This window comes from Sphaerospermopsis sp. FACHB-1194 (assembly GCF_014696235.1).
Lineage (GTDB): Bacteria > Cyanobacteriota > Cyanobacteriia > Cyanobacteriales > Nostocaceae > Sphaerospermopsis > Sphaerospermopsis kisseleviana.
In genome coordinates this window covers 62,955-74,655 of record NZ_JACJPU010000026.1, presented here as the reverse complement: position 1 = coordinate 74,655, position 11,701 = coordinate 62,955, and the positions used below count along the sequence as shown (strand labels likewise).

General features: G+C 36.9%; 11 protein-coding genes. 6 read left to right on the top strand and 5 right to left on the bottom strand.

The window, feature by feature from the left end:
• Positions 1–341 precede the first annotated feature (341 nt).
• The 3 genes from H6F45_RS15840 to H6F45_RS15830 are packed head-to-tail and all read left to right on the top strand — an operon-like array spanning position 342 to position 1,277.
• Positions 342–512 (top strand): hypothetical protein, encoded by a 171-nt coding sequence (locus tag H6F45_RS15840; protein WP_190347660.1) that lies wholly within the window; start codon positions 342–344, stop codon positions 510–512.
• 53 nt (positions 513–565) lie between these two features.
• Positions 566–1,099, top strand: a complete 534-nt coding sequence (locus tag H6F45_RS15835) for a hypothetical protein (RefSeq protein ID WP_096568036.1) — start codon at positions 566–568, stop codon at positions 1,097–1,099.
• Entirely contained in the window at positions 1,092–1,277 is a 186-nt protein-coding gene (locus tag H6F45_RS15830) for a hypothetical protein (RefSeq protein WP_190347662.1), read from the top strand. The genes H6F45_RS15835 and H6F45_RS15830 overlap by 8 nt, the downstream gene beginning before the upstream one ends.
• Here the strand turns inward: H6F45_RS15830 and H6F45_RS15825 are convergent, their stop codons facing one another.
• From H6F45_RS15825 to H6F45_RS27055, 4 genes are all read right to left on the bottom strand, one after another.
• Entirely contained in the window at positions 1,278–1,727 is a 450-nt protein-coding gene (locus H6F45_RS15825; protein ID WP_096568038.1) for a YlqD family protein, read from the bottom strand.
• Between the two features lie 145 nt (positions 1,728–1,872).
• Positions 1,873–3,045 carry an RNA-guided endonuclease TnpB family protein gene (locus H6F45_RS15820; RefSeq protein ID WP_199291282.1) on the bottom strand — a complete coding sequence of 391 codons (1,173 nt, stop codon included), beginning with the start codon at positions 3,043–3,045 and terminating at the stop codon, positions 1,873–1,875.
• 163 nt (positions 3,046–3,208) lie between these two features.
• Positions 3,209–5,221, bottom strand: coding sequence for a long-chain fatty acid--CoA ligase (locus H6F45_RS15815; protein ID WP_190347659.1), 2,013 nt, complete (start codon positions 5,219–5,221; stop codon positions 3,209–3,211).
• 315 nt (positions 5,222–5,536) lie between these two features.
• Positions 5,537–5,671, bottom strand: coding sequence for a hypothetical protein (locus H6F45_RS27055; protein WP_277876985.1), 135 nt, complete (start codon positions 5,669–5,671; stop codon positions 5,537–5,539).
• Positions 5,672–6,072: 401 nt separating this feature from the next.
• Here H6F45_RS27055 and H6F45_RS15810 point away from each other — a divergent pair, with 401 nt between their 5' ends.
• Positions 6,073–6,261: a hypothetical protein gene (locus H6F45_RS15810; RefSeq protein WP_096568044.1), complete on the top strand. Its 189-nt coding sequence runs from the start codon at positions 6,073–6,075 to the stop codon at positions 6,259–6,261.
• A gap of 220 nt (positions 6,262–6,481) precedes the next feature.
• Here the strand turns inward: H6F45_RS15810 and recQ are convergent, their stop codons facing one another.
• Positions 6,482–8,626, bottom strand: coding sequence for a DNA helicase RecQ (recQ, locus tag H6F45_RS15805; RefSeq protein WP_190347658.1), 2,145 nt, complete (start codon positions 8,624–8,626; stop codon positions 6,482–6,484).
• Between the two features lie 427 nt (positions 8,627–9,053).
• Here recQ and H6F45_RS15800 point away from each other — a divergent pair, with 427 nt between their 5' ends.
• Positions 9,054–10,979, top strand: coding sequence for an AAA family ATPase (locus H6F45_RS15800; RefSeq protein ID WP_190347657.1), 1,926 nt, complete (start codon positions 9,054–9,056; stop codon positions 10,977–10,979).
• The gene (locus tag H6F45_RS15795; RefSeq protein ID WP_187038385.1) at positions 10,976–11,599 is read left to right on the top strand and encodes a hypothetical protein; all 624 of its coding nucleotides are present in this window, start codon (positions 10,976–10,978) and stop codon (positions 11,597–11,599) included. The genes H6F45_RS15800 and H6F45_RS15795 overlap by 4 nt, the downstream gene beginning before the upstream one ends.
• Positions 11,600–11,701: the final 102 nt, after the last annotated feature.

The following is an 11,701-nucleotide window of genomic DNA, read 5'->3' as shown; positions in this document are numbered from 1 at the left end:
GGGACTGGGGACTGGTGACTGGGTAATCAATTTTATGTTTTCTAATCAACTATTCCCAATTCCCAATTCCCAATTCCCAATTCCCAATTCCCAATTCCCAATTCCCAATTCCCAATTCCCAATTCCCAATTGTCAATTATCAATTGTCAATTATCAATTAACAGTGCCAATTGGAACTCAAAACAAAGGTAGATGTCTATAAATAAAGCAATCATTAATAGTTCGTCAATAGCAACTAAGATTGCTATATGTAGCAAGCGCCAAGGTATTTAGGAACTCAGTTGATAGCGCAGTGTGCCGTAAGCCACTGACAAAACTAAGACATACACAGACTTTCCATTATGTCACCTGTCACCTGTCACCTGTCACCAGTCCCCAGTCACCAGTCACCAGTCCCCAGTCCCCAGCGATGCACTGAGCTTGTCGAAGTGTCCCCAGTCCCCAGTCACCTGCTATATATATCCTCCTCACCACTCCTTCACACACAAAACCTGCTCATCAGCAGTTACTAGGGGTGAGAGTTAAATCTAAAACTCTTGGAACTTTCCCTTTCAATACTATTATTATGTCGGCAAAGCTCAAATTTCTTTTAATTTTGATACTCAGCATCTTTGCCACTGCTGCTGGGGTTTATGTGATGCAGCGACAGCCTTCTGCTTTGATGACTGGAACTGCTAATGGACAACAGCAGCAGTTATATGTAGAACAAGATTCATCAGCATTGCTGACTTATCCTGAACGTTCTCATTATAAAACTATTCCTTTAGAAAGTATCAATTCTATTCTCCAAGGCAGTGACCCTGCTACTCTGGCTTTAAATATTCTAGATGATGTGAAATCTATAGAGGTCAAGCCGCAAGTAGAGGTAGCTTATCCCCAACCAAACCAAGCTTTAGTGACAATTACAAAACTCAATCCAGTAAAAAATAATTCAGTTAATTCAGTAAGTGCAATTAAATATCGAGTAGAGATGAGCCGCTTTGGGCGATCGCTCTTGGTTAGTTCACCCCCAGTCTGGGAAATTATCTGGGCTGGTTCTCAAGTCCAATGTTTCTCAAAAACTCCAGCCCAAAATAATTTGACCCAAAACTGTGATTAATTGGGAATTGGGAATTGGGAATTGGGAATTGGGAATAAATAATTATCTATTCACTGTCACCTGTCACCTGTCCCCAGTCCCCAGTCACCAGTCACCAGTCCCCAGTCCCCAGTCACCAGTCACCAGTCCCCAGTCACCAGTCACCAGTCCCCAGTCCCCAGTCCCCAGTCACCAATAACTAAACATCTCCGCGAATTTCTTCGACTACACCATCACGGAGGACAATTTCAACTTGCATTTTACTAATGAGGTTGTCTCCAGTTTCTATCTTGAAAAAGCCTTCCATTTGAAATTGGTTAACTTCTTGATCTAACTCCAGATACTGCACTTGCTGAAGGTTTTGTAGTAATTGGTTTTTTTGCTCTAGCAGTTCACTTTTCTTTTGATTAACCTGAAGTTGGATATTGTCAATTTGTTGTATGGTTTGGGGTCCTGGTGGTTGTAAACTCTGTTTTTGAATGGCGGTTATTGCTCTTTGTCCTTCGATGTCTAGCTGTTGCAGTTGCTGATCTAGTTGGTTGATCTGCGCTTGCAGTTGCTGTTGTACTTCCTCTTTCCAAAGAGGAGTAACAATAGCTTTGACGTTAACGACGCGCTTTAAAAGTAATTGAGGGTTGGATACATCCATAAAAATTTTACGTTCACTCTGATAGTTTGCAAGTGGAGTTATTTGGCAAACATTCCGTCATTGACGCTCCCCGCCTTAAAAAGACGGGGATTCTTGTTTTAATGAGCAACCTTACCCAAACTTGTTACCAAATCTGGGTAGAGGGTCATCTCTCCACAAGCGTTAACCCTTCGACTGCGCTCAGGGTAAAAGTTTCCGTCCGCCCGACGGTACTTAAATCATAGCAAGTCTGTTTTAGTGCCTTCGCCAAAATATTGATTGCCGCATTATGGTCACGCTCAAGAACGCACCCACAGTTACAAACATGAGTTCTCACTGACAGTGATTTTTTGACAATTTCTCCACAATTAGCACAATTTTGAGCAGTATATTGTGGGGCAACTGGTACAACCACACGCCCGTATATCTTCCCAAAATATTCTAGCCATTGAGTAAACAGCGACCAACTAACATCACTAATTGACTTGGCTAACTTGCTATTTTTAATCATATTTCTCACTTGCAGTTTTTCAAACGCCACTAAATCGTGAGATTTAACTACGCACAATGCTTGTTTTACAGCAAAGTCTTTACGCTGACGTGATACCTGCAAGTGTTTCCTAGCAAGACGGTTAATAGCTTTTTTGCGATTATTAGAACCTTTCTTTTTGCGACTAACTCTTTTTTGTAGCCGTTTCAAAGATTTTTCTGACTTCTGCAAATATCTGGGATTATCAACTTTATTCCCTTGAGAATCCGTATAGAAGCTATTTAAACCAACATCTAATCCAACCGTTTTACCTGTGGGAGTAGTGTCAATTTTTCGTTCTGCATCTACGCAAAACTGCACATAATAACCGTCAGAACGTTTAACTATTCTGACTCTCTTTATTTGCTTGATTTGGTAAAAGTGTAAATCCCAAGTTCCAATTAACTTTAGTTGACCTATGCCACATTTATCTATAAATTTAATGTGCTTACGGTCATCTAAAAGTTTCCATCCAGTTGATTTATATTCAACTGAACGGTTATTTTTTTGAAATTTAGGATATCCCTTTTTACCAGGGATTTTAGCTTGACAATTATCAAAGAATCGTTTAATTGCAAAAGCTGTTCTTTCTGCTGCTGCTTGTCTAGCCATTGAATTTAATTTCTCAGCAAAATCAAATTCCGACGCTAATACAGCAGTATACTTATTCAGGTCGTAAGGTTTAACGTTTTGATTGTCCATCCAAAACCGTAGGCACTTATTACGAATGAACTGGCTTATGCGTATAGCCTCATCAATTCTTTGATATTGCTGTTTTGTGCCTTTGGCTTTGAACTCGAAAACAATCATCGTTAATTACCATCTCGACCTGTTGCAAAAATAGCATTATTTAGGGAAACTGTCAATCCCTAAGCAAATAAGTCAGGATCATGACTGCTCCACGCATGGGCAGTGCGTTCGCCTACATCCACTGCCTAAAGTACGATAAGTATCTCCACCAAGTTCCGATACTTTATCTCGGTGGTTTTGGCTCACTCAATTTTCTTATAATATCTCGATATCGTTCCATGACAACGTGACGACGAATTTTTAAGGTTTGTGTCATCATGCCATTTTCAATGGAAAAGGGTTCGAGAATTAGTGTGAATTGTCCAATTCTGTCATCGGCTCTGTAACCTGGACGGTTTTTGACTTCCCGATTCAATTCCTGCCGATATAAATCCTGAATTATTTTACTCTCTAAGTCAATTTTTTGACTGGTTGAGCCAGTATGATCATCTTGGGTGCTTAATTTCAAATTCTGACTTTCTGCCCATTTTTCTAAGGCTTCCAGGTTGGGAACAATTAAAGCTCCTAAACTGCGCTCGTCTTGTCCTACGAGCATAATTTGATCAATATAGGGCGATCGCAAACAAGCATCTTCTATCGGTTGCGGTTCAATATTTTCCCCGTTTGTCAAAACAATTGTATCTTTAGCCCTACCAGTCAGCACCAAATCATTTTGAGGTGTCACCCAGCCCAGATCACCGCTATCAAACCAACCTTCCGCATCTATGACTTTTTTTGTCGCTTCCGGATTTTTGTAATATCCTTGCATCACTTGTGGTCCTTTGAGCAACACCAAACCTCGTTTTCCTGCTGGTAAGGGTTGTCTCGTTTCTGGATCAACTATTCTAACTTCTGTTCCCGGTATTGGTTGCCCTGATGAACCCCGCAAATTTCGCCACGGACGACGGGCGTTTGTTACTGGTGAGGTTTCTGTTAAACCATACCCTTGTAAAATCTCTACACCAATAATTTCAAAAAAGTTGTCTATATGTCGGGGTAGCGCCCCACCACCACTAATGACTTGTTTTATTCTGCCCCCTGTGGCTTCTCGCACTTTAGCATAAACTAATTTTTCTCCCAGTGCTTGAAACGGTGACAAGGCTAATTTTACTATTTTCGCCCCTATTCGCTCCATATCTGAGGCATTAACATGATCTAAACTCAATCCCTGGGCAATGCGTCGCGCTGTGATATATTTCTGGCTCATGTCCAGTAAAAATTTAATCAGCTTTTGTTTATTGGCTGGTTGGCTGCGGAACTGCTTTTGTACTCCTTCATAAATTGATTCCCACAACCGGGGTACAGCAATCATGAAATTAGGTTTAAATTCTTTCAGGTCTTCTTTAACTGAACGTAAGTTTGTATAAACTTGTGTACAACCTTGAGAAAGTAAAAAATACTCTCCACTGCGTTCATAACTATGCCATGTCGGCAGAATGCTAAGGACTATATCTCCTGGTTGTGGTTGAACTATAGTTCCCAAGGTCTTGACTTGGTGCAGCAAATTTTTATGAGAAAGCATCACACCTTTAGGTTTGCCTGTAGTCCCAGAGGTATAAATTAAGGTTGCCAAGGCATCACCGCTGGGTTTATTTGCTACTAAAGTTTGGTTGCTACCAATGTCTAGTAATTGGGTAAAATTGAGCAGTTGATAATTTTCTGCTGTTGGTGGTGTTTCATCAGAAAGTAAGACTACGAATTTAATCGGTAAGTCTTGCAAACCAGCTTCTAGTTTTTTGAATGTCTTGATATCTTCAACTACCAGCCCCGTACTACCACTATTGGCGATAATATATAGTAATTCTTCCCTTTCAGCTTGGGCGCTACGCACTGCGTTTACTGCTCCCGCAGTCATGATCCCTTGATCAGCAATAAACCAGCGCGGACTGTTATCTGCTATCAGGGAAATGCGTTGTCCAGTGCTAGATGTTTCATCCTCACCCATATTCACCCCTAAAACCTGCAAACCCGCTGCAAATCGTTGAATTTGTAAGGATAGCTGAGAATAGGTAATCTTTACTTCGGGTTTTGCGTGGGGGTTATGCAAGGCAACAATATTACCAAATTTCCTGGCAGCCAAAGTCCATATTTCTGGCAACGACTCAACATTTGTGTAATCTGCCAAACTTTGCAATGCTCGGTATTCTCGCTCAGTGACGTTGGATAAAAAAGAGGAATCAGGTTGTATTTTTGACATAGCACTTAGTTGTTTAGTGTTTAGTGTTTAGTGTTTAGTAAATTTGTGATTTTTCTAATAACAGTATTAGATATCAGCTTTCCTGACTGTGTATGACAGTAGCACAATTTCCACAGTTCTATTGACCAAACCTTATGCTAAACTAAATTTATATAGATTAAATGCAATGGTTCTTTCTTGGTATAGTTCCATGTATTTTACTGCGTCAGCTACCCAATGACCAATTCATAGTTACTAATTCATAATTCTTAATTCTCTCAAACCTATTTGCATAAGTCAAAAAACCAGGTTGCTCTACAGTCTAGAGATGATGAATTATGAATTATTACTGCCTAATTTCTGAAGGAGGTGATTAGCTATAGGTTTAATTGAGGCATTATTAATTACTATCATCAATGCTTTTGCTTGTCTAGCTTTGCCCAAGTTTCTATCTATGCTGTCGTCTTGCAAAACCAAACTACCTAAACCTTCACTGATAGATTCTCGATTGAATACAGCTAAAGTAGAAGTTACGAGTTTTCCCTATTGTACAGTTTACCATTTGACTGGTAGCCAATTTTGTAAATTTAGCCCTCAATTTTGTTCTCGGTGTTCTCCTGGCTGGGGAGAATAAATAGCTTATTTAGCTTATTTAGCTTATTTGGTTTGGGGAAAGGTTAAAGGTTTTTGCTTTTTCCTTTACCTCTTCCTCTGAATTTTAAGTTTTTTAAAGTTATAATTAGTTATGTAAAGTATTTGATTTATTTATATACAGCAAAAGAAATTCAAAATCGAATAATTGCCCTAAGATCAAAGTTATAGTTCATACTAGATCAGACCAGCAACCAAGTTTCACAAAGGGAGAATGATCTATGAGTTTAATAGATGGCATACTTATAACTTTGTTAAATACGGTTGTCTGTTTGGTTTTACCTAAATTTTTATCTGTCATACTTCCTGTGAAAAAGACGCAAATAAATCAGGAAGAACAAAAGATTACTGAGATGACTGTCCCTACATCAGAACATATTCCAGAAATTCCCAGTTTTTTTTTAAGATAGACAACGCTTGATTAAATTAGTTGTTAAGATAAAAAACAGCGTATTTTATCTGATTGAGGTACACCTGTGGCAAACAAGATACCCGTACCACAATATTTTCAAGATTCAATGTTGTATCTCATTTACCTGAAATTTGCTGTAAAATAATAATTTCAGGAATAGGATGTTTCTTAGGCTGACTATGCCTAGACTTCATCAAATGAAGTTAACTTAATAATCGTTATTTTCTATTTTCTTTACGCCATCTAGCTCTAACTAAACGAATTTCATCAAAACTATAACTTTCTCCTAAATATTCCCTAATAGGAGTTAAAGAAATATCACCCAAAACATCTATAACTTGCCAAATTTTCTTTTGTCTATCTAAAGGTACTAACAAATTTAAATCTACAGGTTGATTTTTTTCGATTAAATCAGAAAGATGACGGATAATTGTAGTAGTTCTTACATTGCGTTTTGCAGCAATTTCTTGAATACTCAAACCTTGTTGATATAATTCCAAGGTAGTTGATTCCGTATCAGTTGGGTAATGATCTGTATTTTTGGGTGGTGGAAAACTTTGTTCTTGACAATGGGATTGAATTACTGATAAAAACTTTTCCCCATATTGACTGACTTTATAACTAACTACACCATCCAAGTTAGCAAATTCTTCTAAAGTTTTAGGTTTGACTTGTGCCATTAATTTTAAAGTCGAATCTTGAAAAATCATATAAGGTGGAAAACCCTGTTCATCGGCGATTTGTTTCCGCAAACTTCGCAACCTGTTCATCAAAAGTTCCACATCCAAAGCTTTACTATTCACATCTACTAAATTTAATCTTTGAGAAACAGGAACAGCAATAGAAACCTGGCGTTGTTTTCGCATTACTTCCCAACTTAAAGCATTCAGTTTTAACACCGAATAACCATCATTAGTTTGTTCTAATAAACCTTGATGTAAAAGCGATCTCCCTAACATTCGCCATTGATCAGCAGTTTTATCTTTACCTATACCATAAGTTGATAATTGATCATGTTTATTCAAAGTGATTTTTTGAGTTTTGGCACCTCGTAACACATCAATAATATAACTCATGCCATATCTTTCTTTACACCGCGCTACACAAGATAGAAATTTCATTGCTTCAATAGTCCAATCTTGCACAGGTTTGGGATAACGACAATTATCACAATTACCACAATTTCCGGGAAATCTTTCCCCAAAATAACCTAATTGAATTGTTCTTCTACAGTCTGTTCCTTCAGCATAATCTATGACTTGTCTAAGTTGTTGTTTAGCTATTAATTGTTCTTGGGGGTCGGTTTTTTGGTTAATACTCCATTCAATAGTTTTCACATCACCAAAACTAAAGAATAAAGTACACCGTGATGGTTCACCATCTCTTCCTGCACGTCCTGATTCTTGATAATAACTTTCTAAATTACGAGGTAAATCTGAATGAATTACAAACCGCACATCTGGCTTATTAATACCCATACCAAAAGCAATAGTCGCTACCATTAACCGCACATCATCCCGAATAAATTTAGTTTGATTTTTGCTTCTTTCATCATCAGTTAAACCTGCATGATAGGGTAAAGCAGCAACTTTATCATTTTGTAATTTAACAGTTAGTTCATCAACTTTTTTTCGGGTTAAACAATAGATAATTCCTGAACCTTCATTTTCTCTGACTATTTCTAAGATTTCACTGTATGAACGACTGCTTTTAGGACGCACTTCATAATAAAGATTTTGGCGATTAAAACTGGCAATGTGAATACTTGGTTGTTTTAATCCTAATTGTTGAATAATATCTGCTCGCACTCTATCTGTAGCAGTAGCAGTTAAGGCGATAGTTGGGACATGAGCAAAACGTTTTTTTAATAATATTAATTGCCGATATTCTGGGCGAAAATCATGACCCCATTCAGACACACAATGAGCTTCATCAATAGCAAAATTAGCCAGACCAATTTTTTCTTTAACTACATCTAAAAGCGGTAAAAATCTTTCACTAACTAACCGTTCAGGAGCAACATATAATAATCTAACTTTACCAGTCATAATTGCTTCTTCACGGGAGCGAACTTGATAGGTGTTGAGACTACTATTAAGAAATGTGGCGGCAATATTATTATTTCTCAGTGCTTCTACTTGGTCTTGCATTAATGCTATTAATGGTGATACCACTACTGTTAAACCTGGTTTTAAAAGTGCAGGTAATTGGAAACATAAAGATTTACCCCCACCAGTAGGCATGACTACCATTAAATCCCGATTTTGTAGAGCATCTTCAATAATTTGCCGTTGTCCAGGGCGAAATTGGTCATAACCAAAGTAATGTTTTAAAGATTTTTCTAGTTGGGGATACTGAAGCATGGTAAATGTGTGTGCAGTTTGTTCACGCAGGGATAAGGATATGAAAATTTTAACTCACGCTGGTTACACAACGGGGAATAGTGGCTATAATTATAAACTAGGATTGTCTGATAGTGAAGCGTGGCGTTAGCCATATCAGGATTTCTGGTTACTGAGCGACTTGTACTGAGCCTGTCCTGAGCCTGTCCTGAGCCTGTCCTGAGCGGTGTCGAAGGGCGGTGTCGAAGGGCGGTGTCGAAGGGCGGTGTCGAAGGGCGGTGTCGAAGGGCGCAGTCGAAGTAAGTCGAAGTACAGTATTTTAGGATCTACAGGATGAAGATGAGGATTTTATCAGTAATTACCCTGGTTTTTGAATTTTACTATCTTGTGAAAGAATTTAACCTGTAATTTCTTCAGATTAATTTAAAAAAGTGAACTGGATAAACTCATGTTTATTAGTATTGAACAGATTAGAGAGTCTCTTAAATATTTGGAAAAGGTAGATTCTTTTTCGGGAATTACTTTTTTAAAATTTAAGCAATTACAATTGCCAGTAGGTACTACTATTAAATTATCTTTATATTCGGAAATTAAAGATTTCTTAGAAAGATACTATCAACCCTGTAAAGGATCAAAATTTTCTTATAGATGTTTCCGTTTATCAAAAAATCAAGATAGATGGTTGAACCTTGACAAATATGTCAAGTCTATCATAAAGGATATTCATATAACGCTATTTATAGAAGCATTGATCTCTGATAAAATCCTAGAAGAAGAATGGGGATGGAAAGATAAATATATTGGATTTTTAAAATATTTGTTATATAATAAAAAACTAATTCCTGCTTTTCATTTAGCGGTTTGGCTATATCGTGAAAAAGAATGGTCATCTGAAACAACACCAGAAGATATTATTGAACATTTTAAAAATGATTTTTGGTTGAATGAGGAAGAAATTCATCAATTATTTGATATTTCAATTCCTGAAGGAATTAACCAAAATCAGCTTTTTCAAGATACAGTAGTTTCTTGGAAAGAATTAAAAACTGTTATTGGTAAACCTCCAGATATTCTACCAGAAGAAGGTACTTTAACTTATTTAGAAATACAAGGTGTAGGTGCTGCCAAAAAACTTTGTTTTGAACCAGCAGAACGACTGAGTTTAATTACAGGTGATAATGGATTAGGTAAAACTTTTTTACTAGAATGTGTGTGGTGGGCTTTAACTGGACAGTGGGCAAATTTACCAGCATATCCAATGCCAACTGTAACTGAAGATGAACCTGTAATTACATTCACAATTTCTGGAGATTCTGAATCTGATACAGAGAGTATTTCTTATGATTGGCAACTTCAAAGATGGAATGAAATTAAAAATCGCTCAACTATTCCAGGTCTTTTAATTTATGCCAGAGTAGATGGTTCTTTTGCCGTATGGGACACAGCAAAACAATATTTATCATCTTCATCACGTATTAGAAATATTGATAAAAAACCACTTCCTTTTGTGTTTACAAAAGAGGAGTTATGGAATGGTCAGAAAGATGAAAATGGCAATACTTTTATTAATGGATTATTACAAGATTGGACTCAATGGCAAAGTAGACCAGATAAATATCCATTTAATACCTTAGAAGAAGTATTAGCACGTTTATCACCTCCCTCTGAAGGAGATTTAGGAATTTTAAAACCAGGTGAACCTGTCAGACTTCCTTATGATGCTAGAGAAATTCCCACCATAGAACATCCTTATGGAACTGTTCCCATTATTCATGCTTCCGCAGGAGTACAGAGGATAATTACAATGGCATATTTAATAGTTTGGGCTTGGGAAGAACATAAAATTCAATCAAAACTGATCCGCAGAGAACCACAGAAGAGAATGGTTATTTTAGTAGATGAATTAGAAGCACATCTTCACCCCCAATGGCAAAGGGCTATTTTACCTGCTTTGTTAGATGTGAGAGATGATTTAGCATCTGATTTACAAGTGCAAATTATGGTTGCTACTCATTCTCCTCTAGTTATGGCATCTGTAGAACCTAGATTTGATGAAAGAGTTGATAAGCTATTTAGTCTAGAACTAGTGAAAACCGATTTATTAGGGAATGAAGTCCAAATTGAAGAACTTCCTTTTATCCGTCAAGGTGTGGTAGACTCTTGGTTAATGTCTGATGTTTTCAAATTGCGTCATGCGCGTTCTTTGGAAGCAGAGAAGGCTATAGAAGCAGCAAAAGTTTTACAATTATCAGATAATCCAAATTCGGAAGATGTGGCAAGAGTATCAAATGATTTGGCAAGGTATTTATCAGAAGATGATAGATTTTGGCCAAGGTGGGTTTATTTTGCAGAACAGCATGGAGTAGATTTGTGATTCCGATTAAACCCCAGCCTGAACCTGATGATTTTGATGAAAAAGTTAGAAAAAAAGGTGAAGAATTTTTAAGTAAAGTTCCTAATCCTGAAAAAAAAGATTGGACAAATCGTGATTATTGGCGGAGGGCATTACCGGATTTATACAAAGCTTGTAATCATATTTGTGTATATTCCGCAGAGTGGATTCCTTATCAAACAGGTAGTCCAGCAGTTGATCATTTTATTCCTAAAAGTGTTAAACCTGAACTAGCTTATGAATGGGATAATTTCCGCCTTATTTGCTCAAAAATTAACTCTAACAAAGGAACAAAAGAAGAGATTATAGATCCTTTTTTCTTACCGATAGATAGTTTTATTCTTGATTTTCCTTCTATGGTTATTAAACCTAATCCTAATCTTTTAGAACCACTAAAAAAAAGAGTAATTTATACAATTAAAGAACTAAAACTTAATGAAGAAACGTGGCGATTGGGGCGTTCAGATAAGCTGGTAGATTATTGTAAAAACGAGTATTCTTTAGACTTTTTGAAAAGAAGATATCCCTTTATTGCTTATGAATTAGAACGTCAAGGTTTAGTAGAAGTAGAAAAAATAGCATATATTATGGGCGTGAGATAATTTTATATATATAAAATTATTGTCAGCTTTTTATATATTTTCTAGCTTTTTACGGATGGTTGATTAATGTATCATTAGCGACAACAAAAAAAGATCATAGGA

What these genes read in the sequence shown, in the direction of transcription:
- H6F45_RS15815 (WP_190347659.1), bottom strand. Translation starts at nt 5,221, where the DNA reads ATGTCAAAAATACAACCTGATTCCTCTTTTTTATCCAACGTCACTGAG.
- H6F45_RS15810 (WP_096568044.1), top strand. Translation starts at nt 6,073, where the DNA reads ATGAGTTTAATAGATGGCATACTTATAACTTTGTTAAATACGGTTGTC.
- H6F45_RS15840 (WP_190347660.1), top strand. Translation starts at nt 342, where the DNA reads ATGTCACCTGTCACCTGTCACCTGTCACCAGTCCCCAGTCACCAGTCA.
- recQ (WP_190347658.1), bottom strand. Translation starts at nt 8,626, where the DNA reads ATGCTTCAGTATCCCCAACTAGAAAAATCTTTAAAACATTACTTTGGT.
- H6F45_RS15820 (WP_199291282.1), bottom strand. Translation starts at nt 3,045, where the DNA reads ATGATTGTTTTCGAGTTCAAAGCCAAAGGCACAAAACAGCAATATCAA.
- H6F45_RS15800 (WP_190347657.1), top strand. Translation starts at nt 9,054, where the DNA reads ATGTTTATTAGTATTGAACAGATTAGAGAGTCTCTTAAATATTTGGAA.
- H6F45_RS15835 (WP_096568036.1), top strand. Translation starts at nt 566, where the DNA reads ATGTCGGCAAAGCTCAAATTTCTTTTAATTTTGATACTCAGCATCTTT.
- H6F45_RS15825 (WP_096568038.1), bottom strand. Translation starts at nt 1,727, where the DNA reads ATGGATGTATCCAACCCTCAATTACTTTTAAAGCGCGTCGTTAACGTC.